The organism is Bartonella sp. A1379B (assembly GCF_002022485.1).
Classification (GTDB): domain Bacteria; phylum Pseudomonadota; class Alphaproteobacteria; order Rhizobiales; family Rhizobiaceae; genus Bartonella; species Bartonella rochalimae.
Map to the genome: position 1 here is coordinate 1145001 of NZ_CP019780.1, position 25000 is coordinate 1170000.

Consider the following 25000-nt stretch of genomic DNA (forward strand, 5'->3'; position numbering starts at 1 on the left):
ACAAAATGCTACTGGTAATTTTACAAAAATTACGCAACGTATTCCTATTCGGATTTCTATTCCTGAACATGCGTTAAAAAGTGGAAGAATCAAAGCAGGAATGAGCGTTACCGTAACCGTTGACACACGGAATAGGAAACAAAATAAAGATTCTTTATAACAAAGTTAAATGATCCTATCATGAAAAATCCGACACCTCTTGCATCTACAGATTCTCTTGCATCTACTGATGCTAAAGAGAGCATAGACATACGTAAAATCATAGTCTTCATAGCTATGACTTTTGGTATGTTCATGGCTATTTTAGATATTCAAATTGTTTCTTCCTCTTTAGCTGAAATTCAAGCCGGTTTATCAGCAAGTGCTGATGAAATTTCATGGATTCAAACGTCTTATCTTATTGCTGAAGTTATTATGTTGCCTCTTTCTGGTTTTTTAGGGCGTTTGTTATCAACACGGATTTTCTTCAGCTTCTCAGCAGCTGGCTTTACCATTGCATCTATTCTTTGTGCTACAGCAACATCTATTGAGCAGATGACCTTTTACCGTACACTCCAAGGCTTTATTGGCGGAGGCATTATCCCCAGTGTTTTTGTTGCTTCGTATACACTTTTTCCTCCCTCTAAACAATCAATCGTTTCGCCTATCGTTGGCCTAGTCGCAACATTAGCGCCTACAATTGGTCCAACAGTGGGAGGATATCTCTGTCATGTCTTATCATGGCATTGGCTTTTTCTCATTAATGTACCTTTTGGAATTATTATCTCAATTTTAACTTGGAAATTAATTGATTTTGATAAAGCAGAACCCTCTCTCATAACTAAATTTGACTGGTGGGGTCTTTTCTCTATGGCAATCTTCTTGGGATCATTAGAATATATTTTAGAAGAAGGTGCACGTCATGATTGGTTAAATGATCAACTGATCTTCAATCTTTTTATTATTATGATCTTAGCGGCTAGTTTATTCTTTTGGCGAGCTTTTACTGCTAAAGAACCAATTGTTGATCTCACAGCTTTTTCGAATCGAAATTTTTCGATTGCAGCAATTTTCTCCTTTATGCTTGGAATAGGACTTTATGGTCTTACCTATCTTTATCCTATCTATTTAAGTCAAATACGTCATTATGATGCTCTTATGATTGGAGAAACGCTCTTTATTTCAGGTTTAGCTATGTTTTTGACGGCTCCTATAGCTGGATTTCTTTCAACACGTATTGATGCACGTCTTATGATTGCTATAGGACTCACCAGCTTTGCATGGGGAACCTGGCTAGCCACTGCGGTTACCGACGATTGGGGTTTTTGGGAACTCTTTTGGCCTCAAATTTTTCGTGGGTTTTCTATTATGCTCTGTATGGTTCCTATTAATGACATTGCCTTTGGGTCATTATCACCAGAGAAAATGAAAAATGCCTCTGGGCTTTTTAATTTAACACGCAATCTCGGCGGTGCAGTAGGACTTGCTATTATCGGTACTGTTATGATGGAACGCTCTGCTCTCCATTACGGACGAATAGCTGAAACCATCCATGCAGGAAATATCCAAGCAACTGAAATGCTTGCAAAGCTCACCATGTATTTCCATTCTTATACGTTTGATTCACATGCCCTTGCCTTATTACAACTTTTTGGTATCACTTTCACACAAGCGACAGTTATGGCTTTTAGCGATATTTTCTTTATGATGACTATTCTCTTTAGTCTTTTAACCTTCTTAACCGTTTTTCTTAAAAAAATATCACCCTCTGCTGATATTCCTCACGGCCATTAAGTTTCATGTTATAAAGGGCAATAGGCATTTATGGTACTGAATGTATCAACAAAAGAATTTAACCATATTCTTAAATATCAATGATATGACTTCATGAATGAAAAACGAAAAAATAGCCTCAGCGTTATTATGAACAAACAAGTAAAATGAAATACTCTAAAATCTTAAGCTACTTTATAATGCTGATTATGGCTTAAATCCTGTAGGTCTCCACTTGAAACTAAAAGACCATGACATCCAATAAGATATTGAGGGATCAATTCCAAAGCTTGAAAACGATGTTTTTCATAAACTCCAGGCATAGCGAAATTTTTTGTTAAATGACTTGAAAAACCAAAACGCTGATAAAATTCAGAATCTCCCACGAGGAAAATAGCACCATGGCCTAATTGTTTTGCTGTTTCAATTGAATGCTGCATTAAAACTGACCCAATGCCTAGACCAGAACACTCAGTTGCCACAGCTAAAGGCCCTAAAAGCAAAGCACCTTGAATCTCATTTTGCCCTTTGTGAAAAGTAATATTCCAAAGACGCACACTTCCTACGAGCTCATCAAGAAAATTTTTAACAACAAAAGAAAGTCCAAAAGCTGGAAACCGGCCGCAACGTAAAATTTCTGATGATTTATGCTTACGTTCTTCCCCCATGACCAAATCGAGAAGTTTCTCCCGATGAAGAGCATCGGCTTCTTGCTCAGACATAAGCGTAAAACGTGCACCATTTTTTGCTTGAAAATGAATCTTTTTCATCTCTGTTACCCATTAAACCGCACCTTAAACACCCCATTAGGCAAAAATAGAGAGGTACCTTATACAAAATCTCAAATTACATACGATCGTAAAGGTTCAAAACCATTAAATGCAACAGATGCATAAGTTGTTGTATAAGCACCGGTCCCATGAATCAAGAGTTCATCACCTATTGTTAAAGAAAGAGGAAGCAAATAAGGCGTTTTTTCATACATAATATCTGCCGAATCGCACGTCGGACCAGCTAAAATACATGGTTCCATTGCTTGATCATCATGAGCCGTTTCAATAGGATAGCGAATGGCTTCATCCATAGTTTCAGTCAGACCATTAAATTTGCCAATATCAAGATAAACCCAACGGACGTTATCATTTTTTCCTTTTTTAGAGATCAAAACAACCTCTGTGCGTATAACACCCGCATTACCTACCATCGCGCGCCCTGGCTCGATAATTGTTTCAGGAATACGATTCCCAAAATATTTTTTCAATGCATCAAAAATGGACATACCATAGGTTTGCACTGTTGGAATATCTTTCAAATAACGTGTCGGAAAACCACCGCCCATATTCACTAATTGCAACTGAATACCTTCTTGTTCCAAAGATTTAAAAACAAAAGCTGTATCCGATAAAGCACGATCCCATGCATTCAAATCTGTCTGCTGAGAACCCACATGAAAGGAAACACCATGGGCCTGCAGACCTAAGTGATGCGCATAACGTAAGACATCAACAGCCATAGAAGGAACACAGCCAAATTTTTGCGATAACGGCCACTCTGCTCCTTCTCCATCAGTAAGAACGCGGCAAAAAACACGAGCTCCCGGTGCAGCACGAGCAACTTTTTCTACTTCCTCAAAACAGTCAATGGCATAAAGTGAAATACCAAGCGCATGCGCACGCGCAATATCGCGCTCTTTCTTAATCGTATTACCAAAAGAAATACGATTAGCTGTAGCACCTGCCGCTAAAGCCATTTCAATTTCTGCTACAGAAGCAGCATCAAAAGACGATCCTAAAGAAACAAGCAAGCGCAAAATCTCAGGTGCTGGATTTGCTTTGATTGCATAGAAAATACGTGACTGTGGAAGAGCCTTTTCAAAATTTAAATAATTTTCATGAACAACATCAAGATCAACAACCAAACAGGGCCCTTCAGAACGATGCGTTGCAAGAAAATCGCGAATACGTTGTGTTGCCATTTGCACTTCTCCCTAGGGACAAGACATCCCTAACTTTACGCCAATGAGCAGCAAACGCTGCCAATAGCAAAAAAAACAAAAGACATACATCCACTCTCTCACCCGATTAAAAACAACCGGGAAGAAATAAGCATTGCATGCCACGAAAAAACAGCGCGAAAACCGCATTGTTCTACGTTGTCTGCCTTTTTGATTGGAGTTGAGAAGCCAATTCCGCACTGAAGGCAATGAGGTGTGCCTCTTTAGTTATCCCAGCATTTGAACAGCTGGAAGACACCAGAAAGGCCCGCACCGTCGTTGCTTCAAGATGTCCTCATTCTTTTGATTGGTCATAAGAATGACTGGAGCGGTTAGTTCCAGGTACCGTACCGGTTAATCCCACCATTTGAGAACCAGCGGACACCCACAGGCACGTGCGACTTTGGGCAACATCGCGTATAAAGCCAATTTTTATTCATTTCAATCATTTTTTTTAATTTTAAAACTTTTTTAACTTTTAATCAAAAAATGATGCAAAAAAGAAACATATCACTCGGAAACAAGAACAAGCTTGTACCCTTATTATCTGTATATCTAACCATAAATTAGAGAATGTTCAGTCTTAAAATATTCTTTTTTAAAAATGATATAAAAGAAGGCTTTTATTGTTCACAATGAGGATACGCTGCACGCAATTTTAATAATTGAAATTGTCTATGACGTTCCCGAAAGCGTTGTCTATCACTTTCATCCCGCGTATTATAACAAGCATCACAAGAGACACCTTCTTCATAATGAGAGGATAGCTTATCTTCAGCACTAAGAGGGGAACGACAGGCGCGACACAATTCGCGTCCACATTCTTCGAGACCATGTCCTACAGAAACACGCTCATCAAAAACGAAACACTCTCCCTGCCACAAACTGTTTTCCTTTGGGATAGTTTCCAAATATTTGAGGATACCACCTTTTAAGTGATAAACTTGATCATAACCAAGGCTACGGACATAAGCGGTTGATTTTTCACACCGAATACCCCCTGTACAAAACATAGCAATTTTCTTTTTCTTTTTCAAATCGCTTTCATGTTTCATAATCCACTCAGGAAATTCACGAAATGTTTTAATACAAGGATCAATGGCTCCTTGAAAACTCCCAAGCGCATATTCATAATCATTCCGTGTATCGATTAAAAGTGTTTCTTCATCTTGGATAAGAGCATTCCAGTCTTCAGGTGCTACATACGTTCCAACAACTTTTAACGGATTAACATCTTCAATCCCCATTGTTACAATTTCTTTTTTTAGCCGCACCTTCAAACGATGAAAAGGCATTTTTGAAGCCCATGAATATTTAATCTCGGGCATTTGAAATGTAGGCTCTGCAGTGATAAAATCTATTAACTTTTCAATTGCACTGCAGGAACCAGCAACAGTGCCGTTGATTCCCTCTTTTGCTAAAAGAAGAGTTCCCTTAATGCCATTTGTCTGACATAAATTCAGCAAAGGCTTTTGCAATTGACTATAATGCTTCAAATCTGCAAAGCAATAAAGAGCAGCAACTTTAAATTTCTTTTCCATGACATCGACATAACGCGGGTTTTATTTAATTTCAAGAACTATTCGTCCTTTTCTTTTATATTATTCTGTCATTTGCTTCTACACGCAGAATATCTTTTTATGAAAAGAGAACACCCTTATCAAAAGAAAATGACACTATCCCAGCATCACAGCTCCTCAGTTATTATGATTATAAAGGTAATTATTTTTCCTACCCATAGGCGCATTTCAAATAAGAAAGACAGGACAAGTTATGCATATCTTCATTTTCAGCCGAAGTTGCTGATGAAATCACTCTTCTTCAAATCCTGAATTATCTTTTGTTCAAATATAATTTTTCTTACAGAAAGCTATAATAATATAAGAATACCTTACCACTTTCTGTGTTCATCTAATAAATAGAGTTCACAAAGAGAATTTATTGAAATGTTTCCTCATATCGATCGGAATGGAAAAATTAAAAAACGAATGAGCACCTTTTATTCTGTAAAACAGGTTGCTCTTTTATCCCACAAAGGCCCGTTCCACAACATAAGTCGCCGGAGCATTATTGGCTCCTTCAACAAGACCAAAGGTTTCACATATCCTAGCACAATCTTTCAGCATTGCCATCGAACCACAAATCATAACACGGTCTTCCGTAGGATTGATTTTCGGCAATCCAGTTCTTTCAAAAAAAGCACCGCTTTCCATAACAGTGGTAATGCGTCCCATATATTCTGAAGGTTCGCGGGTGGTCATAGGATAAAATTTCAACTGTTTTACATATTCACCAACTAACGGATCATGCTCTAAAGAAGCAACAAGATCTTTCGCATATGTCAGTTCATTACACACACGTGTTGTTTGAATAAGCACCACCTGGGAAAATTTTTCATATGTTTCGGGATCACGAATAAGACTTGCAAAAGGAGCAACACCTGTCCCTGTTGAAAGAAGATAAAGACGTTTTCCAGGGATAAGAGCATCAAGAACTAAAGTTCCAGTCGATTTTTTACGCATTAAAACTGTATCACCAATTTTAATTTTTTGAAGATGTTCTGTTAATGGTCCTCCTGGAACCTTGATCGAAAAAAATTCGAGCTGTTCATCCCAATATGGGCTTGCAATTGAATAAGCGCGATAAATTGGCTTTTCTGCATTCGGCAAACCAATCATAACAAATTCGCCCGAACGAAAACGAAAGCTTTCCGGACGATTAAGGCGAAATTTAAATAAATTATCCGTATAATGATGAACCTCTTGAACAGTAAGCGCAAACACATTTTCAGGAATTGGAAAATTTAAAGCAACATTCTCGATATTTGACTGAACATTGGTTGCTGATGCGCTCATAAATTCTTCCTTATATTTTGATACAACATTTAATAACACATTTTATAAATAGTATAATCCCTGCATAATCATCTACTGATATTTTTTTACAATATAAACTATTGATTCAATAGTTTATATACTGAATTAAGAATAGATATGTATTATACCATGAATGCAAAAGGAAAAAAATGGAATAACGAATAGTAAAGTCAAGTGCAACAGTAATAACTGTAATCTTATAGAATTCCGATAAAAGATATTTTGTCTCTCATTCGGCATCCATTGCATTCTTCACCAATGACTTAAATTCTTAACAAACAAGATCCAAAACACAATACTATTTTACTATTATGCTCTCTCTTCTTTTACTGACTCTGCTCATAAACTTTTGATATGAATAACTATTTTTTCAAAAAAACTTATGGAGTGCATAAAAAACAGTACAGGAAGAAAAGAAGAATATTTCTCTCTCTATAATAAAGAGCAAGTAAGAATTGGATACTTTCTTGCAAAATAAAAATGAGTATTTTGACGCTCTTTTCTCTCTCTTCCTTCCTTTTATTATTGAAAAAGAGAGCATCAGTGTAGGATGATCATTTTTTGGTATTAAACTTTTTTTACAAATTCTGACTTTAAAGCCATCTGACCAATTCCAGGTATTTTGCAATCAATATTATGATTTCCCTCTACCAAACGAATATTCTTAACCTTTGTACCGCTTTTTAAAACAGATGAAGACCCCTTCACTTTAAGATCTTTAATGACCATCACGCTATCACCATTTGCTAAAAGCTGACCATTAACATCATAAACTTCAAAAGAGATAGGAAGCTTTTCATTCTTGTTTTGAGGCCACTCATGCGCACATTCAGGACAAATAAAATGACCATTGTCTTCATAAGTATAAAGACCATCACACTGAGGACACTGAGGCAATTGAGTCATACATCCCGCCTTTGTTCAAGAGAAATTATTGATCGTAAATCATGCATCCAATAAAACAAGAAAAAAGATCTATTGAACACAAGATATACTGAAATGAGCAAAGCAAAAATTTGTTAGCTGATTTGGTCATAAAATGAAAGAACAAGCATAAGAAAAACGGGCCAGTAGGCCCGTTTTTCTTTTATCTTTGACGAAGGCGACTTAGAAATCCATTCCGCCCATTCCGCCCATTCCACCACCGCCCATTGGAGGCATTGGTGTCTCTTTCTTTGGAAGTTCAGCAACCATTGCTTCTGTTGTGATAAGAAGGCTTGCAATCGATGCAGCATTCTGTAAAGCAGAACGGACAACTTTTACTGGGTCAACAATTCCTAAAGCAATCAAGTCACCAAATTGCCCTGTCGCGGTATTGTAACCAAACGTATCTGAATTATTTTCCAGCACCTTGCCAACAATAATTGCCGCTTCTTCACCTGCATTCATCGCGATTTGACGTGCTGGCGCTTGTAAAGCACGGCGTACAATGTGGATACCAGCCTCTTGATCAGGATTCTTTCCTTTGACAGTCAATGCATTTGCAGCACGCAAGAGTGCAGTTCCACCACCAGCAACAATACCTTCTTCTACAGCTGCTCGTGTTGCATTCAAGGCATCATCAACACGGTCTTTCTTTTCTTTCACTTCAACTTCTGTTGCACCACCAACACGAATAACGGCAACACCACCAGCAAGTTTTGCGAGTCTTTCTTGCAGTTTTTCACGATCATAGTCAGAAGTTGTTTCTTCAATCTGTGCTTTAATCTGGTTAACACGTGCAGTAATTTCAGCCTTATGCCCAGCACCATCAATAATGGTTGTGTTTTCTTTAGTGATATTAACTTTCTTTGCACGTCCAAGCATATCTAAGGTAACATTTTCAAGCTTAATGCCAACATCCTCAGAAATAACCTGACCCGATGTTAAGATAGCAATATCTTCTAACATCGCTTTACGGCGATCACCAAATCCTGGAGCTTTAACAGCAGCGATTTTCAAACCACCACGCAATTTATTAACCACGAGGGTTGCCAAAGCCTCACCTTCCACATCTTCTGCGATAATAAGGAGAGGTTTACCGGATTGCACAACTGCTTCAAGAACAGGAAGCAAAGATTGCAAATTAGACAGTTTCTTTTCGTGAATCAGGATATAAGGATCATCAAGATCAGCAACCATCTTTTCAGCATTTGTCACAAAGTAAGGAGACAAATAACCACGGTCAAATTGCATACCTTCAACAACTTCTAATTCAGTTTCAGCTGTTTTCGCTTCTTCCACTGTGATTACGCCTTCATTGCCCACTTTTTCCATAGCATCGGCAATCATTTTCCCAATTTCAACAGCACCATTTGCGGAAATCGTTGCAACTTGCGCAATTTCTGCTGAAGTTTGAATTTTTTTTGCTTTTTTGAAAAGATTTTCAACGACTTCTTCAACAGCTGCATCAATCCCACGCTTGAGACACATTGGGTTCATCCCAGCAGCAACAGCCTTTACACCTTCTTGTACGATTGCTTGTCCTAAAACAGTAGCTGTTGTTGTTCCATCACCTGCAATGTCATTGGTTTTCGAAGCCACTTCACGCAACATTTGCGCGCCCATATTTTCGAACTTATCTTCCAATTCAATTTCTTTTGCAACAGATACACCATCTTTTGTAATACGAGGCGCGCCAAATGATTTATCAATTACCACATTGCGCCCTTTAGGGCCGAGCGTTACCTTAACAGCATTAGCAAGGATATCAACACCGCGCAATAAACGCTCACGCGCTTCACGGCCAAATTTGACTTCTTTAGCAGCCATTTAATTTCTCCTTGGAGTTGTCTTAAATAATCAAATAAAATAATTGAGAAATTGGATTAACCCAAAATTCCCATAATATCAGACTCTTTCATGATTAAGAGGTCTTCACCATTAATCTTAACTTCAGTTCCAGACCATTTGCCAAACAAGACGCGGTCTCCTGCTTTCACTTCTAGAGGAACGCGCTTTCCATTATCGTCGAGAGCACCATTCCCAACCGCAATAATTTCACCCTCTTGAGGTTTTTCCTTTGCTGTATCAGGGATGATAATCCCACCAGCTGTTTTATTTTCAGATTCAACCCGACGAACAACGACACGATCGTGAAGTGGGCGGAATTGTATATTAGCCATGTTTTATATCCTTAAAACTTAATATAACTGAATTAATCTTAAGTTCCTATTAGCACTCTCTTGCGACGAGTGCTAACAATAAAACAAATATAAAAATGCCTTGTTACAATGTCAAGAGTTCTCAATAAAAATTAATCTGCACCTTTTTGTCGTCCTCCGTTTTCTCTCGTGGAAAATTTGAGCAATAGTCTTGTTAACTGTTTTCCATTATAAAAAATTTTAGCACTTAATTTTTCTTTGATTAATCTATAGTATAAAAAACTTAAATGAATCATCATAGGGGTCGTCATGCTTACAACTCGTCAAGAAACTGATAGTTTTGGAACAATCGCCGTACGTAATGATCGTTATTGGGGAGCACAAACGGAACGTTCCCTTCATCATTTTAATATAGGGATAGAAAAACAACCCTTGACCGTAATTTATGCCTTAAGTCTTATTAAAAAAGCCGCAGCTCTCGTTAATATGGAAAAAGGAAAACTTCCGCAAAATATCGGGCAAACGATTGTTACTGCAGCTGATGAAGTCCTTGCAGGAAAATTCGATGCTCATTTTCCTCTTTCTGTTTGGCAAACAGGCTCCGGCACACAAAGCAATATGAATGTCAATGAAGTCATTGCCAACCATGCTAATGTCCTTTTGGGAGGAGCTCTTGGAAGCAAAACACCAGTTCACCCGAATGATCATGTGAATATGAGCCAATCCTCTAACGATTCCTTTCCCACAGCCTTACATATTGCCACCACACTGCAAACACGCCAACATCTGTTACCAGCTCTTGATGCCCTTATTGCGAGCCTACAGAAAAAAGAAAAAGAATTTACCGACATCTTATGCATATCTTCATTTTCAGCCGAAGTTGCTGATGAAATCACTCTTCTTCAAATCCTGAATTATCTTTTGTTCAAATATAATTTTTCTTACAGAAAGCTATAATAATATAAGAATACCTTACCACTTTCTGTGTTCATCTAATAAATAGAGTTCACAAAGAGAATTTTGAAATGTTTCCTCATATCGATCGGAATGGAAAATTAAAAAACGAATGAGCACCTTTTATTCTGTAAAACAGGTTGCTCTTTTATCCCACAAAGGCCCGTTCCACAACATAAGTCGCCGGAGCATTATTGGCTCCTTCAACAAGACCAAAGGTTTCACATATCCTAGCACAATCTTTCAGCATTGCCATCGAACCACAAATCATAACACGGTCTTCCGTAGGATTGATTTTCGGCAATCCAGTTCTTTCAAAAAAAGCACCGCTTTCCATAACAGTGGTAATGCGTCCCATATATTCTGAAGGTTCGCGGGTGGTCATAGGATAAAATTTCAACTGTTTTACATATTCACCAACTAACGGATCATGCTCTAAAGAAGCAACAAGATCTTTCGCATATGTCAGTTCATTACACACACGTGTTGTTTGAATAAGCACCACCTGGGAAAATTTTTCATATGTTTCGGGATCACGAATAAGACTTGCAAAAGGAGCACACCTGTCCCTGTTGAAAGAAGATAAAGACGTTTTCCAGGGATAAGAGCATCAAGAACTAAAGTTCCAGTCGATTTTTTACGCATTAAAACTGTATCACCAATTTTAATTTTTTGAAGATGTTCTGTTAATGGTCCTCCTGGAACCTTGATCGAAAAAAATTCGAGCTGTTCATCCCAATATGGGCTTGCAATTGAATAAGCGCGATAAATTGGCTTTTCTGCATTCGGCAAACCAATCATAACAAATTCGCCCGAACGAAAACGAAAGCTTTCCGGACGATTAAGGCGAAATTTAAATAATTATCGTATAATGATAACTCTTGAACAGTAAGCGCAAACACATTTCAGGAATTGGAAAATTTAAAGCAACATTCTCGATATTGACTGAACATTGGTTGCTGATGCGCTCATAAATCTTCTTAATTTTGATACAAATTTATAACACATTTTATAATAGTATAATCTGCATAATCATCTACTGATATTTTTTACAATATAACTATTGATTCAATAGTTTATATACTGAATTAAGAATAGATATGTATTATACCATGAATGCAAAAGGAAAAAATGGAATAACGAATAGTAAAGTCAAGTGCAACAGTAATAACTGTAATCTTATAGAATTCCGATAAAAGATATTTGTCTCTCATTCGGCATCCATTGCATTCTTCACCAATGACTTAAATTCTTAACAAACAAGATCCAAACACAATACTATTTACTATTATGCTCTCTCTTCTTTTACTGACTCTGCTCATAAACTTTTGATATGAATAACTATTTTTTCAAAAAAACTTATGGAGTGCATAAAAAACAGTACAGGAAGAAAAGAAGAATATTCTCTCTCTATAATAAAGAGCAAGTAAGAATTGGATACTTTCTTGCAAAATAAAAATGAGTATTTTGACGCTCTTTCTCTCTCTTCCTTCCTTTATTATTGAAAAAGAGGCATCAGTGTAGGATGATCATTTTTTGGTATTAAACTTTTTTTACAAATTCTGACTTTAAAGCCATCTGACCAATTCCAGGTATTTTGCAATCAATATTATGATTTCCCTCTACCAAACGAATATTCTTAACCTTTGTACCGCTTTTTAAAACAGATGAAGACCCCTTCACTTTAAGATCTTTAATGACCATCACGCTATCACCATTTGCTAAAAGCTGACCATTAACATCATAAACTTCAAAAGAGATAGGAAGCTTTTCATTCTTGTTTTGAGGCCACTCATGCGCACATTCAGGACAAATAAAATGACCATTGTCTTCATAAGTATAAAGACCATCACACTGAGGACACTGAGGCAATTGAGTCATACATCCCGCCTTTGTTCAAGAGAAATTATTGATCGTAAATCATGCATCCAATAAACAAGAAAAAAGATCTATGAACACAAGATATACTGAAATGAGCAAAGCAAAAATTTGTTAGCTGATTTGGTCATAAAATGAAAGAACAAGCATAAGAAAAACGGGCCAGTAGGCCCGTTTTTCTTTTATCTTTGACGAAGGCGACTTAGAAATCCATTCCGCCCATTCCGCCCATTCCACCACCGCCCATTGGAGGCATTGGTGTCTCTTTCTTTGGAAGTTCAGCAACCATTGCTTCTGTTGTGATAAGAAGGCTTGCAATCGATGCAGCATTCTGTAAAGCAGAACGGACAACTTTTACTGGGTCAACAATTCCTAAAGCAATCAAGTCACCAAATTGCCCTGTCGCGGTATTGTAACCAAACGTATCTGAATTATTTTCCAGCACCTTGCCAACAATAATTGCCGCTTCTTCACCTGCATTCATCGCGATTTGACGTGCTGGCGCTTGTAAAGCACGGCGTACAATGTGGATACCAGCCTCTTGATCAGGATTCTTTCCTTTGACAGTCAATGCATTTGCAGCACGCAAGAGTGCAGTTCCACCACCAGCAACAATACCTTCTTCTACAGCTGCTCGTGTTGCATTCAAGGCATCATCAACACGGTCTTTCTTTTCTTTCACTTCAACTTCTGTTGCACCACCAACACGAATAACGGCAACACCACCAGCAAGTTTTGCGAGTCTTTCTTGCAGTTTTTCACGATCATAGTCAGAAGTTGTTTCTTCAATCTGTGCTTTAATCTGGTTAACACGTGCAGTAATTTCAGCCTTATGCCCAGCACCATCAATAATGGTTGTGTTTTCTTTAGTGATATTAACTTTCTTTGCACGTCCAAGCATATCTAAGGTAACATTTTCAAGCTTAATGCCAACATCCTCAGAAATAACCTGACCCGATGTTAAGATAGCAATATCTTCTAACATCGCTTTACGGCGATCACCAAATCCTGGAGCTTTAACAGCAGCGATTTTCAAACCACCACGCAATTTATTAACCACGAGGGTTGCCAAAGCCTCACCTTCCACATCTTCTGCGATAATAAGGAGAGGTTTACCGGATTGCACAACTGCTTCAAGAACAGGAAGCAAAGATTGCAAATTAGACAGTTTCTTTTCGTGAATCAGGATATAAGGATCATCAAGATCAGCAACCATCTTTTCAGCATTTGTCACAAAGTAAGGAGACAAATAACCACGGTCAAATTGCATACCTTCAACAACTTCTAATTCAGTTTCAGCTGTTTTCGCTTCTTCCACTGTGATTACGCCTTCATTGCCCACTTTTTCCATAGCATCGGCAATCATTTTCCCAATTTCAACAGCACCATTTGCGGAAATCGTTGCAACTTGCGCAATTTCTGCTGAAGTTTGAATTTTTTTGCTTTTTTGAAAAGATTTTCAACGACTTCTTCAACAGCTGCATCAATCCCACGCTTGAGACACATTGGGTTCATCCCAGCAGCAACAGCCTTTACACCTTCTTGTACGATTGCTTGTCCTAAAACAGTAGCTGTTGTTGTTCCATCACCTGCAATGTCATTGGTTTTCGAAGCCACTTCACGCAACATTGCGCGCCCATATTTTCGAACTTATCTTCCAATTCAATTTCTTTTGCAACAGATACACCATCTTTTGTAATACGAGGCGCGCCAAATGATTTATCAATTACCACATTGCGCCCTTTAGGGCCGAGCGTTACCTTAACAGCATTAGCAAGGATATCAACACCGCGCAATAAACGCTCACGCGCTTCACGGCCAAATTTGACTTCTTTAGCAGCCATTTAATTTCTCCTTGGAGTTGTCTTAAATAATCAAATAAAATAATTGAGAAATTGGATTAACCCAAAATTCCCATAATATCAGACTCTTTCATGATTAAGAGGTCTTCACCATTAATCTTAACTTCAGTTCCAGACCATTTGCCAAACAAGACGCGGTCTCCTGCTTTCACTTCTAGAGGAACGCGCTTTCCATTATCGTCGAGAGCACCATTCCCAACCGCAATAATTTCACCCTCTTGAGGTTTTTCCTTTGCTGTATCAGGGATGATAATCCCACCAGCTGTTTTATTTTCAGATTCAACCCGACGAACAACGACACGATCGTGAAGTGGGCGGAATTGTATATTAGCCATGTTTTATATCCTTAAAACTTAATATAACTGAATTAATCTTAAGTTCCTATTAGCACTCTCTTGCGACGAGTGCTAACAATAAAACAAATATAAAAATGCCTTGTTACAATGTCAAGAGTTCTCAATAAAAATTAATCTGCACCTTTTTGTCGTCCTCCGTTTTCTCTCGTGGAAAATTTGAGCAATAGTCTTGTTAACTGTTTTCCATTATAAAAAATTTTAGCACTTAATTTTTCTTTGATTAATCTATAGTATAAAAAACTTAAATGAATCATCATAGGGGTCGTCATGCTTACAACTCGTCAAGAAACTGATAGTTTTGGAACAATCGCCGTACGTAATGATCGTTATTGGGAGCACAAACGGAACGTTCCCTTCATCATTTTAATATAGGGATAGAAAAACAACCCTTGACCGTAATTTATGCCTTAAGTCTTATTAAAAAAGCCGCAGCTCTCGTTAATATGGAAAAAGGAAAACTTCCGCAAAATATCGGGCAAACGATTGTTACTGCAGCTGATGAAGTCCTTGCAGGAAAATTCGATGCTCATTTTCCTCTTTCTGTTTGGCAAACAGGCTCCGGCACACAAAGCAATATGAATGTCAATGAAGTCATTGCCAACCATGCTAATGTCCTTTTGGGAGGAGCTCTTGGAAGCAAAACACCAGTTCACCCGAATGATCATGTGAATATGAGCCAATCCTCTAACGATTCCTTTCCCACAGCCTTACATATTGCCACCACACTGCAAACACGCCAACATCTGTTACCAGCTCTTGATGCCCTTATTGCGAGCCTACAGAAAAAAGAAAAGAATTTACCGACATCATCAAAATCGGGCGAACCCATACTCAAGATGCAACACCTCTTACATTAGGACAAGAATTTTCAGGCTATCGTACCGCTCTAGAAGCCAATCGCACACGAATTGAAACAGCACTCACCGATGTTCAAATGCTTGCTCAAGGAGGCACAGCCGTCGGAACAGGTCTCAATGCTCCATCGGGCTTTGATAAAGCATTTGCCGAAACAATAAGCACTCTTACAGGGATCCCTTTCAAAACCGCTCATAATAAATTTGAAGCGCTCGCTCATCACGGAGCTCTTACGCATTTTCATGGCAGCCTCAATGCCTTAGCAGCTGACCTGTTCAAAATTGCCAATGACATTCGTTTCTTAGGATCGGGACCTCGTTCAGGATTAGGTGAGTTGAACCTTCCAGAAAATGAGCCAGGTTCTTCTATCATGCCGGGAAAAGTCAATCCAACACAATGTGAAGCTTTGACCATGGTTGCTTGCCAAGTCTTTGGCAACCATAGCTGCATCACATTTGCTGCCAGCCAAGGACATTTTGAACTCAATACCTATAAGCCAGTTATTGGATATAATGTATTGCAATCACTTAATCTTTTAGGAGATTGTATGCGCTCTTTTGAGACATATTGTATCCAAGGATTACAAGCAAATAGAGAGCATATTCACGCTTTGATGGAACGTTCTCTCATGTTGGTTACTGCTCTTGCTCCAGAAATTGGATATGAAAAAGCCGCTGAAATTGCTAAAACAGCCTATAAAAATGGGACAAGTCTCCGTGAAGAAGCTTTAAAAGCAGGTGTTTCTGCTGCTGATTATGATCGACTTGTTGATCCTCAAAAGATGATTCATCCACAATAAGAGAAGAATTATTGCCAAAAAAACGTTTATGTAATAATATCGGGCTGTTCTCGTCCTAAATGATGTTTGATTTTTAACACCTCAAAAGCAGCTTGCTTTAAAGGATGAAGAGCTTGTTGTGGATCTTGATTATGCTTACGGGGATCTCCCTCATACTGTTCAAGATAAAGCCGAACAAGAGCTCCTGTTGTTCCCGTCCCAGAAAGACGAACCACTAAACGTGCCCCATTGTCAAAAAAAATACGGACCCCTTGCCGTATACTCACACTATGATCAATGGGGTCATGATAAATAAAATCATCGGCCTTTTCGACCGTTAATCCAGCTACTTTTGTTCCTGGCTCTGGTAAGCATGCGGATAATTGTTCTACCATTGCAAAAGCTTTGTGGGACTCCACCTCTTCATAATCATATCGTGAAAAATAAAAACGTCCATAGGTACGCCAATGCTGTTGAGCAATTTGCGCCACTGTTTTTTTTGTAACAGCAAGAAGATTCAACCAGAATAAAACAGCCCATAATCCATCCTTTTCGCGCACATGATCCGACCCTGTGCCAAAGCTTTCTTCCCACAAAAGTTATTTTTCCAGCATCAAGGAGTGTTCCGAAAAATTTCCACCCCGTTGGCGTTTCAAACAAATTCAATCCTTTTTTCTCTGCAACGCAATCGACAGCACGCCCAGTTGGCATAGAGCGTGCAACGCCCACAAGACCTCGTCGATATCCTTTAATTAAAGAAGCATGATCAGCCATAATCGCAAGAGAATCAGAAGGAGTGATAAATTGTTGGCGACCAATAATAAGATTACGATCTCCATCGCCATCAGAAGCAGCTCCCAAGTCAGGCCCTTTCTCTGACATTAATAAATCATATAAATCCTTAGCATGAACCAAATTCGGATCTGGATGTTTGCCACCAAAATCCGGTAAAGGTATTCCATGAACAACTGTTCCTTCAGGAAATCCTAAGCATTTTTCAAAAATTTCTTGCGCATAAGGGCCCGTCACAGCATGCATTGCATCAAACCGGAAGTTTAATCCCTCAGAAACCGCTTGAGCAATACACTCAAAATCAAAAATTTCCTGCATCAGCGCACTATAATCTGCAACGGGATCGATCACATCAACCTGCATAGACCCAATAAATACCGTTCCTTGCCTATCTAAATCGATCTCTGAAACGTCAACAATTTTATAAAAAGACAAATGTTGTGATGCAGCAAAAATAGCATTACACAAAGAAGTAGGTGCTGGTCCCCCATGAGAAATATTATATTTTATCCCGCAATCACCCTGTTCTCCTCCAGGATTATGACTTGCCGAGAAAATAATACCACCATGAGCATGATACTTGCGAATAAGATGCGAAACAGCAGGTGTAGATAAAATCCCTCCTTTACCGACTTTAATACATCCAACACCATTGGCAGCAGCCATTTTTAACACGATCTGAATAAGCGTCCGATTTAAATAGCGTCCATCTCCTCCCAAAATGAGCAATTTTCCCTTAAGAGGTCCCACAGTATTAAAAATAGATTGAATAAAATTTTCAACATAATGAGGCTGTTGAAAAGTCGATACCTTTTTGCGCAAACCAGACGTTCCAAGCTTTTGATCTTTAAAAGCCGTTGTCGAAATAATATTCACCGTCATGAAATAATATTCGCCGTCATACTGACACCTGCAAAGCATAATGACTTAATTGAAACATGAATACTCCCTTAAAATTGATTATTAATTTCTCTTGACGCAAACATAAAATACCTGCAAATTAAAGAAACTATACGACATCCTTAAAGATAAAACAAAACTCAAAATTGTCGGAAATACCCTTCTTATATAAAGCACAGGAGTGCAATCATGTTTAGAAAAAAAGTTCCCAATGTTACCTTCCACACACGTGTTCGTGATGAATCAGTGAGTGGCGATAATCCTTATCGGTGGCAAGATGTCAACAGCGACACTTATTTCAAAGGAAAACGGGTTATTCTTTTCTCCCTGCCCGGAGCCTTTACACCTACTTGCTCAACTTTTCAACTTCCTGATTTTGAAAAACTCTATGATGAATTTAAAAAAGTAGGTATTGATGAAATTTATTGCGTTTCCGTAAATGATGCTTTCGTTATGAATGCATGGGGAAAAGACCAAGGCATTAAAAATGTGAAACTTATTCCCGATGGATCGGGTGAATTTACACGGAAAATGGGAATGTTGGTTGCCAAAGATAATATCGGTTTTGGTATGCGGTCATGGCGCTATGCTGCTGTGATTCAGGATGGCATAATTGAACAATGGTTTGAAGAGCCAGGCATATCAGACAATTGTGCCACAGATCCTTACGAAGTCTCCTCACCACAAAATATTTTAAAGATCCTACAAGGGTAATTGTAGCGGTTATTTTCCCACCTGATTTTTCCCTCCCTTCCCTTATTTTTTATATAAAAAAGGGAAGGGATTTTTAAGTTTTTTCCGTTCCTAAAGATTTTATGATTTTTGAGCCTTAAAGATTCTATGATCTTTGAGAAACGAGAATATTTTGAACTGTTTGAACGAGTTGATCTTCATCGACAGTTATTTGTGCTGGTCGACTCTCACGCCATGTTTGATTATCTTTAATTTCGTGGGATAAACGTGCTCCCTCGACCAAATCTTTGATCTGAATTTTTCCTTCTTGGCGCTCTTGTGCCCCCTGAATAACTACACACGGCGCACGACGCCGATCAGCATATTTCATCTGTGCTTTAATCCCTGATGCACCTAAATAGAGTTCAGATCGAATCCCCGCTTGGCGTAAACGCATGACCATTTTTTGATAGCGTACGAGAGCTTCTGGTTCTTTATCCATCATTAAAACCACAACGGGACCTATCGTTTCCTTCACAGGAAGTTTGCCAAGATTTTGCAAAGCAGATATCAAACGTGAAACACCAACAGAAAAACCTGTTGCTGGAATATTTTCCCCACGAAAGCGAGCAACCAGCCCATCGTAACGTCCCCCTCCACCAACAGATCCAAACACAACTTTTTGCCCATCATCATTAAAAATATCAAAAAGTAGAGCAGCTTCAAAAACAGGTCCTGTATAATATTCTAATCCTCGCACAACTGATGGATCAATTTTGATACGGTTCTGATAGCCATTTTCAGCAAAAATCGCTTGCATTTCTTCAAGCTCACAGAGACCTTCAAGCGCTTGATCACTATGCTCAACCATCTTTTTCAGATTATCAATTGTTTCCTCAGCTGTCTCAGCACTAACAGCCATCAAAGCAAGAACACACTCAATTTCTTTGTCCTTTAGTCCCGCTCCTTTGGTAAAATCACCACTTTCATCCAAACGCCCCTGCCCTAAAAGCAAGCGAACCCCTTCTGAACCAAATTTATCGAGCTTATCAATAGCTCTCAGAACAGTTAAGCGTTTCTCCTCCTGCTCCTTTCCGCCAAGGCCAATCAATCCCAAAACGCCGTCCAAGATCTTCCGATTATTCAAACGAATAACATAATCTTCCTGCTGAATCCCTAATCTTTCTAGACTATCTGCTGCCATCATGCAGATTTCTGCATCAGCCAACACCGTTGGTGCCCCAACAATATCGGCATCAAATTGCATAAATTGTCGAAAACGTCCTGGTCCTGGCTTCTCATTCCGAAAAACTGGCCCATAACGATAGCTTCGATAGGGCTTAGGTAAAGTTTCAAAATTCTCGGAAAAATAACGAGCTAACGGAGCAGTCAAATCATAGCGTAAAGACATCCATTGCTCATCATCATCTTGCAAAGAAAAAACACCAGCATTTGGTCGATCTGAATCGGGCAAGAATTTACCAAGAACATCCGTATATTCAAAAATCGGCGTTTCCAATGCCTCAAAACCGTAAAGTTCATAAACCTCACGAATTTGAGCAACCATTGTTTCAATACTATATAATTGCGCGCTTGTGCGATCAATAAAACCGCGGGGTAAACGGGCTTTTGTTCTTTCTTGTTTCATAGCCATTGTTTTTCTCTAGCAGCAATGTGTCTTGATAGATCACTGTGTCTATCTTATCATAACAAACGCTGCAACGATTTTATATAATTGCGGTTATACACCACCACAATTCACCTCTATCACCAACTTAATGATATCAATTGTTTCCCTAAACGTGCCATCAAAGAAGCTAAAAAACAACATATAATCAAAAAGCTTTATCTCATAAAATCTTTCCTCACGCTTTTAAAATCATTCTCTTAAGGCCTTTTCCAATTTCTTATTTGATATTTAATTATTGTATATTTGGATTATTTTTCTGTTATCTGTTGCTTACTTTAAAATGCTCAGCGAGTTGACAGTTTTTGTTTTTTTTCATTTTTATGTTTTTTGTATGGTTTCTCCTTTTGAAGAAGTCTGAGCAATATTGTTTGTGTGATTTTCTTTTTTCACAGTGCGGAGTGAGATAGGCTATACTTGCTGCGTATTATTTTGTCTCCTTCTTAAGCTTTTTAGCATTTTGATTTCAGTTTGTTTTTTCCTTTTTTCATTTTTTTTGGAACTTGCATTGGTTTTTCTCATTTTAAGTTTAAGAATTATTGAAGGAGAGAGAGATATGGAAACGCGGATCCCAACGAAGCATCCCTTAGAGCGACATTTTACAGGCGAATTTTCTTTAGAGACGGAGAATTGTCACTATAGACCGTCTGTTTTATCTTGGTCCTCGATTTTTGCTGGATTACTAACGCTTTTAGCAACATCGGTTTGTTTTTCATTTTTATTAGCAGCCTTAGGCTTAAACCAAATGACCTTTTTTTCTCCCTTTTCACTAGAGAAGAGTTTTCTCTCTGTTGGGGTGAGTTCAATTTTTATTTTTTGTCTAAGCTTTGGTCTTGGAGGTTATGTTGCTGGTCGTTTTTCGGATCACTCAGGGGCGCTTCACGGTTTTTTGACCTGGGCCCTTTTTATGCTTTTGGTGGCGCTCCAAAGTGCAATTTTACTTTCTGGCGCGGCTCATTTAGGCGCTAAGACTGTTTCAGGAGTTGCAACAACAACGAAACAAGCGATCAGTGATTTTAGTTCAGAAGGTGGCAAACTTGTTCCTCTCACAGACCGTAAAAATTTTGAGGATTTTTTCAACGATAAAAGGAATGCTCTGTTTGATTTTAACAAACTCAGCAATGACTTACAGGCACTTTTAAATAAAAGTGATATTCCAGCCCTCAATCCGGACAATCTCTATAACGCTTATAGAGAATCAGTCAAAGACCTTCGTTCTACCATCACATCTTTTAAGAATGATCCTTCTAACTATCGTCTTTTGGTTAAACAACTCGGCGAACGCCTTTCGGATCGTGTTAAAAAGCTGAACACCCAGATTGATCGTCGCGATGTCATCCATCAGCTGACAAACAATGGACTATCACAAGCTGAAGCAGAAAATACTGCAGAACGTGCGATTGATATTTATCAAACAGCGAACAAAAAAACTAAAGAAGCTATTCAATCACTGAACAAACAGGTAGAAGCTCTCTCGCAGAATGCTCCTACTCATAAAGGAGCCCAAAACAGTTTTGCAATTGCGGATAAAGCCATAAGCACAGCTTCTAAGATTGGATTGTGGAGTTTTTTTGCGAGCCTTCTTGGTGCTGTAATTGCCAGCATTTCTGGATATTATGGTCATAAGAGACGGTCTCATTCTTACACATTGTAAAATTTCGATTTTGAGACAAAAGAGGCTGATCAACCTTTAAGAACTCTACAAAGTAAAACCAGCTTTACAAAAGCTGCACCACGTGTGCAGCTTTTTTATTAAAGACCCTTTTTCTTTGAAGCGACCTGGGTATTTTCCCTCATGATGCACCATGCCATCAAAACGGACGTCTCATCTGAGACGGATCCTCTTCCCGCTTCTCTCTTGGCGTCTCGGTACATTGATTTGAAGCGACCTGGGTATTTTCCCTCATGACGCATCCATGCCTTCAAAACGGACGTCTCATCTGAAACGGATCCTCTTCCCGCTTCTCTCTTGACGTCTAGTACATTGATTTGAAGTGACCTGGATATTTTCCCTCATGATGCATCATGCCTTCAAAACGGATGTCTCACCTGAGAAGGATCTTTTTCCAGTGGTTTTTTATTATTCCCCAACAACACCGCTCCAAAGAGGAAGGAGTCTTTTTTTGTGTTGGATCGCCTACCGATCTCTTGTCGCGTTTATTTTAAGGATTATTTTATTGATACAAACTTATTGATCCGAGACTGGTTGCGGGGGCAGGATTTGAACCTGCGGCCTTCAGGTTATGAGCCTGACGAGCTACCGGGCTGCTCCACCCCGCGTCACGGAAGAATTGTCGCAGAAAGGATACGACGATTTTTAGATATTTTTTTGAAGAGTGTTGAAGAATTCTTTCTATGCGCTTAGCAGACCTGGCAGCGACTTACTCTCCCGTGCCTTAAGACAAAGTACCATCAGCGCTGGAACGTTTCACGGCCGAGTTCGGGATGGGATCGGGTGCAGGCGCTCCGCCATAACCACCAAGTCAGCGAAAAGCATAGAAAGGAAAGAGAAGTTGTCTTATTGCTATTTTAATTTGTTTTGTTTTTTTAAATGAATAGAGGGAATGAGAACGATCAAGCCTATCGAACGATTAGTATCAGTAAGCTTCATATGTTACCATACTTCCACACCTGACCTATCAACGTGGTGGTCTACCACGGTTCTCAGGGAATACTCGTTTTCAGGTGGGTTTCCCGCTTAGATGCCTTCAGCGGTTATCCCGTCCGTATATAGCTACCCTGCTATGCGGCTGGCGCCACAACAGGTCCACCAGAGATACGTCCATCCCGGTCCTCTCGTACTAGGGACAGATCCTGTCAATATTCCTACACCCACGGCAGATAGGGACCGAACTGTCTCACGACGTTCTGAACCCAACTCACGTACCGCTTTAAATGGCGAACAGCCATACCCTTGGGACCTGCTCCAGCCCCAGGATGCGATGAGTCGACATCGAGGTGCCAAACAACCCCGTCGATATGGACTCTTGGGGGTCATCAGCCTGTTATCCCCGGCGTACCTTTTATCCGTTGAGCGATGGCCCTTCCACACGGGACCACCGGATCACTATGACCGTCTTTCGACTCTGCTCGACTTGTCAGTCTCACAGTCAGGCAGGCTTATGCCATTGCACTCAACAAACGATTTCCGACCGTTCTGAGCCTACCATCGCGCGCCTCCGTTACTCTTTAGGAGGCGACCGCCCCAGTCAAACTACCCACCATACACTGTCCTGGATCCGGATAACGGACCGCAGTTAGACATCCATGTCGATAAGGGTGGTATTTCAAGGACGACTCCACAAAGGCTTGCGCCCCTGCTTCAAAGTCTACCACCTATCCTACACATATCGCCACAAATGCCAGTGTAAAGCTATAGTAAAGGTGCACGGGGTCTTTCCGTCTAACCGCAGGAACCCCGCATCTTCACGGGGAATTCAATTTCACTGAGTCTACGTTGGAGACAGCGGGGAAGTCGTTACGCCATTCGTGCAGGTCGGAACTTACCCGACAAGGAATTTCGCTACCTTAGGACCGTTATAGTTACGGCCGCCGTTTACTGGGGCTTCAATTCAATGCTTGCACATCTCCTCTTAACCTTCCAGCACCGGGCAGGCGTCAGACCCTATACATCGTCTTGCGACTTTGCAGAGCCCTGTGTTTTTGGTAAACAGTCGCTACCCCCTGGTCTGTGCCACCCTTTAACGGTTGCCCGCTAAAGGGTCACGCTTCTTCCGAAGTTACGCGTGCAATTTGCCGAGTTCCTTCAACGTAGTTCTCTCAAGCGCCTTAGTATTCTCTACCTGTCCACCTGTGTCGGTTTCGGGTACGGTCTATACGTGGGAGCTATTTCCTGGAATTCCTTCACTGCAAGATCAATCCAATAAGACCTTACAATTTACGCAATCCGTCACTTCCCACAGGTCCACGAATATTAACGTGGTTCCCATCGACTACGCCTTTCGGCCTCGCCTTAGGGGCCGACTCACCCTGCTCAGATTAACTTTAAGCAGGAACCCTTGGACTTTCGGCGAGGGAGTCTCTCACTCCCTTTATCGTTACTCATGTCAGCATTCTCACTTCCGATACCTCCAGGAGCTCTCACGAGTCTCCCTTCACAGGCTTACGGAACGCTCCGCTACCACTTACTCATAAGAGTAAATCCACAGCTTCGGTGTATGGCTTGAGCCCCGTTACATTTTCGGCGCAAAGACCCTTATTTAGACCAGTGAGCTGTTACGCTTTCTTTAAATGATGGCTGCTTCTAAGCCAACATCCTGGTTGTTTTGGGATCCTCACATCCTTTCCCACTTAGCCATAACTTGGGGACCTTAGATGGTGGTTAGGGTTGTTGCCCTTTCCACGACGGACGTTAGCACCCGCCGTGTGTCTGCCAGTTATTTCTTCCAGGTATTCGGAGTTTGGTTAGGTTTGGTAATCCGGTGAGGACCCCTAGCCCATCCAGTGCTCTACCCCCTGGAGAATAAAACTAACGCTCTACCTAAATAGATTTCGCGGAGAACCAGCTATTTCCGAGTTTGATTGGCCTTTCACCCCTAGCC

The 25000-nt window shown here is 39.8% G+C and carries 15 protein-coding genes, 1 tRNA gene, 2 rRNA genes and 5 pseudogenes (2 of these 23 only partly in view); 6 read left to right on the top strand and 17 right to left on the bottom strand.

The features are described 5' to 3' along the window. Together BA1379B_RS04955 and BA1379B_RS04960 are read left to right on the top strand one after the other, a co-directional pair. Positions 1 to 160, top strand: partial view of an HlyD family secretion protein gene (locus tag BA1379B_RS04955; RefSeq protein ID WP_078692455.1) — the final stretch only. The gene continues 929 nt to the left of window position 1, outside the view; the window shows 160 of its 1089 coding nt (coding positions 930-1089); its start codon lies off the left edge, out of view; it ends in the stop codon at positions 158 to 160. Between the two features lie 20 nt (positions 161 to 180). Then, a complete protein-coding gene (locus BA1379B_RS04960) occupies positions 181 to 1773 on the top strand; it encodes a DHA2 family efflux MFS transporter permease subunit (RefSeq protein WP_078692456.1) in 1593 nt (530 codons plus the stop codon). 164 nt (positions 1774 to 1937) lie between these two features. On the opposite strand, the gene BA1379B_RS04965 is transcribed toward BA1379B_RS04960, so the two are convergent. The 7 genes from BA1379B_RS04965 to groES (BA1379B_RS04995) all read right to left on the bottom strand — a co-directional run bounded on the left by BA1379B_RS04965 (position 1938) and on the right by groES (BA1379B_RS04995) (position 9725). Beyond that, positions 1938 to 2522: a GNAT family N-acetyltransferase gene (locus tag BA1379B_RS04965; protein ID WP_035007467.1), complete on the bottom strand. Its 585-nt coding sequence runs from the start codon at positions 2520 to 2522 to the stop codon at positions 1938 to 1940. Between the two features lie 71 nt (positions 2523 to 2593). After that, positions 2594 to 3727, bottom strand: a complete 1134-nt coding sequence (locus BA1379B_RS04970) for a type III PLP-dependent enzyme (RefSeq protein WP_078674122.1) — start codon at positions 3725 to 3727, stop codon at positions 2594 to 2596. 641 nt (positions 3728 to 4368) lie between these two features. Continuing rightward, positions 4369 to 5286: an oxygen-dependent tRNA uridine(34) hydroxylase TrhO gene (gene trhO / locus BA1379B_RS04975; protein ID WP_035007464.1), complete on the bottom strand. Its 918-nt coding sequence runs from the start codon at positions 5284 to 5286 to the stop codon at positions 4369 to 4371. Positions 5287 to 5769: 483 nt separating this feature from the next. Then, positions 5770 to 6600, bottom strand: a complete 831-nt coding sequence (locus tag BA1379B_RS04980; RefSeq protein WP_078673963.1) for a ferredoxin--NADP reductase — start codon at positions 6598 to 6600, stop codon at positions 5770 to 5772. A gap of 588 nt (positions 6601 to 7188) precedes the next feature. Further along, entirely contained in the window at positions 7189 to 7527 is a 339-nt protein-coding gene (locus tag BA1379B_RS04985) for a zinc ribbon domain-containing protein YjdM (protein WP_035007461.1), read from the bottom strand. A gap of 201 nt (positions 7528 to 7728) precedes the next feature. Beyond that, the gene (gene groL, locus BA1379B_RS04990; protein ID WP_035007459.1) at positions 7729 to 9372 is read right to left on the bottom strand and encodes a chaperonin GroEL; all 1644 of its coding nucleotides are present in this window, start codon (positions 9370 to 9372) and stop codon (positions 7729 to 7731) included. 56 nt (positions 9373 to 9428) lie between these two features. Continuing rightward, a complete protein-coding gene (groES, locus tag BA1379B_RS04995; protein ID WP_035007457.1) occupies positions 9429 to 9725 on the bottom strand; it encodes a co-chaperone GroES in 297 nt (98 codons plus the stop codon). Between the two features lie 288 nt (positions 9726 to 10013). Between groES (BA1379B_RS04995) and BA1379B_RS05000 the strand changes: the two are divergent. Further along, positions 10014 to 10610: pseudogene (locus tag BA1379B_RS05000) on the top strand (lyase family protein); the annotation flags it as partial. Between the two features lie 196 nt (positions 10611 to 10806). Here the strand turns inward: BA1379B_RS05000 and BA1379B_RS05005 are convergent. From BA1379B_RS05005 to groES (BA1379B_RS05020), 5 genes and pseudogenes are all read right to left on the bottom strand, one after another. Beyond that, a pseudogene (locus tag BA1379B_RS05005) lies at positions 10807 to 11630 on the bottom strand (ferredoxin--NADP reductase). Between the two features lie 570 nt (positions 11631 to 12200). Further along, positions 12201 to 12539, bottom strand: a complete 339-nt coding sequence (locus tag BA1379B_RS05010) for a zinc ribbon domain-containing protein YjdM (protein ID WP_035007461.1) — start codon at positions 12537 to 12539, stop codon at positions 12201 to 12203. A 199-nt stretch (positions 12540 to 12738) separates the two neighbouring features. Then, a pseudogene (groL, locus tag BA1379B_RS05015) lies at positions 12739 to 14165 on the bottom strand (chaperonin GroEL). Continuing rightward, the gene (locus BA1379B_RS07155) at positions 14096 to 14380 is read right to left on the bottom strand and encodes a TCP-1/cpn60 chaperonin family protein (protein ID WP_442855933.1); all 285 of its coding nucleotides are present in this window, start codon (positions 14378 to 14380) and stop codon (positions 14096 to 14098) included. Before BA1379B_RS07155 ends, groL (BA1379B_RS05015) begins: the two are co-directional and overlap by 70 nt. A 56-nt stretch (positions 14381 to 14436) precedes the next feature. Continuing rightward, on the bottom strand, positions 14437 to 14733 hold the full coding sequence (gene groES / locus BA1379B_RS05020; RefSeq protein WP_035007457.1) for a co-chaperone GroES: 297 nt from the start codon (positions 14731 to 14733) through the stop codon (positions 14437 to 14439). Between the two features lie 288 nt (positions 14734 to 15021). Here groES (BA1379B_RS05020) and fumC point away from each other — a divergent pair. Next, a pseudogene (fumC, locus tag BA1379B_RS05025) lies at positions 15022 to 16408 on the top strand (class II fumarate hydratase). 26 nt (positions 16409 to 16434) lie between these two features. Here the strand turns inward: fumC and BA1379B_RS05030 are convergent. Further along, a pseudogene (locus BA1379B_RS05030) lies at positions 16435 to 18061 on the bottom strand (alpha-D-glucose phosphate-specific phosphoglucomutase). Positions 18062 to 18268: 207 nt separating this feature from the next. On the opposite strand from BA1379B_RS05030, the gene BA1379B_RS05035 reads away from it, so the two are divergent. Next, the gene (locus tag BA1379B_RS05035; RefSeq protein WP_035007454.1) at positions 18269 to 18793 is read left to right on the top strand and encodes a peroxiredoxin; all 525 of its coding nucleotides are present in this window, start codon (positions 18269 to 18271) and stop codon (positions 18791 to 18793) included. 124 nt (positions 18794 to 18917) lie between these two features. Here the strand turns inward: BA1379B_RS05035 and hisS are convergent, their stop codons facing one another. Further along, positions 18918 to 20405 carry a histidine--tRNA ligase gene (hisS, locus tag BA1379B_RS05040; protein WP_035007453.1) on the bottom strand — a complete coding sequence of 496 codons (1488 nt, stop codon included), beginning with the start codon at positions 20403 to 20405 and terminating at the stop codon, positions 18918 to 18920. 589 nt (positions 20406 to 20994) lie between these two features. On the opposite strand from hisS, the gene BA1379B_RS05045 reads away from it, so the two are divergent. After that, the gene (locus BA1379B_RS05045; RefSeq protein ID WP_078692454.1) at positions 20995 to 22092 is read left to right on the top strand and encodes a TIGR04086 family membrane protein; all 1098 of its coding nucleotides are present in this window, start codon (positions 20995 to 20997) and stop codon (positions 22090 to 22092) included. A 549-nt stretch (positions 22093 to 22641) separates the two neighbouring features. Here BA1379B_RS05045 and BA1379B_RS05050 read toward each other — a convergent pair. From BA1379B_RS05050 to BA1379B_RS05060, 3 genes are all read right to left on the bottom strand, one after another. Further along, a tRNA-Met gene (locus BA1379B_RS05050) sits at positions 22642 to 22718 on the bottom strand. A gap of 88 nt (positions 22719 to 22806) precedes the next feature. Then, positions 22807 to 22921: ribosomal RNA gene (gene rrf, locus BA1379B_RS05055) — 5S ribosomal RNA — on the bottom strand. Positions 22922 to 23008: 87 nt separating this feature from the next. Further along, positions 23009 to 25000: ribosomal RNA gene (locus BA1379B_RS05060) — 23S ribosomal RNA — on the bottom strand; it runs 819 nt beyond the window's last position.

What these genes read in the sequence shown, in the direction of transcription:
- BA1379B_RS04960 (WP_078692456.1), top strand. Translation starts at nt 181, where the DNA reads ATGAAAAATCCGACACCTCTTGCATCTACAGATTCTCTTGCATCTACT.
- BA1379B_RS07155 (WP_442855933.1), bottom strand. Translation starts at nt 14,380, where the DNA reads ATGGCTGCTAAAGAAGTCAAATTTGGCCGTGAAGCGCGTGAGCGTTTA.
- BA1379B_RS05035 (WP_035007454.1), top strand. Translation starts at nt 18,269, where the DNA reads ATGTTTAGAAAAAAAGTTCCCAATGTTACCTTCCACACACGTGTTCGT.
- groL (WP_035007459.1), bottom strand. Translation starts at nt 9,372, where the DNA reads ATGGCTGCTAAAGAAGTCAAATTTGGCCGTGAAGCGCGTGAGCGTTTA.
- BA1379B_RS05045 (WP_078692454.1), top strand. Translation starts at nt 20,995, where the DNA reads ATGGAAACGCGGATCCCAACGAAGCATCCCTTAGAGCGACATTTTACA.
- BA1379B_RS04970 (WP_078674122.1), bottom strand. Translation starts at nt 3,727, where the DNA reads ATGGCAACACAACGTATTCGCGATTTTCTTGCAACGCATCGTTCTGAA.
- hisS (WP_035007453.1), bottom strand. Translation starts at nt 20,405, where the DNA reads ATGGCTATGAAACAAGAAAGAACAAAAGCCCGTTTACCCCGCGGTTTT.
- trhO (WP_035007464.1), bottom strand. Translation starts at nt 5,286, where the DNA reads ATGGAAAAGAAATTTAAAGTTGCTGCTCTTTATTGCTTTGCAGATTTG.
- groES (WP_035007457.1), bottom strand. Translation starts at nt 9,725, where the DNA reads ATGGCTAATATACAATTCCGCCCACTTCACGATCGTGTCGTTGTTCGT.
- BA1379B_RS05010 (WP_035007461.1), bottom strand. Translation starts at nt 12,539, where the DNA reads ATGACTCAATTGCCTCAGTGTCCTCAGTGTGATGGTCTTTATACTTAT.
- BA1379B_RS04985 (WP_035007461.1), bottom strand. Translation starts at nt 7,527, where the DNA reads ATGACTCAATTGCCTCAGTGTCCTCAGTGTGATGGTCTTTATACTTAT.
- BA1379B_RS04965 (WP_035007467.1), bottom strand. Translation starts at nt 2,522, where the DNA reads ATGAAAAAGATTCATTTTCAAGCAAAAAATGGTGCACGTTTTACGCTT.
- groES (WP_035007457.1), bottom strand. Translation starts at nt 14,733, where the DNA reads ATGGCTAATATACAATTCCGCCCACTTCACGATCGTGTCGTTGTTCGT.
- BA1379B_RS04980 (WP_078673963.1), bottom strand. Translation starts at nt 6,600, where the DNA reads ATGAGCGCATCAGCAACCAATGTTCAGTCAAATATCGAGAATGTTGCT.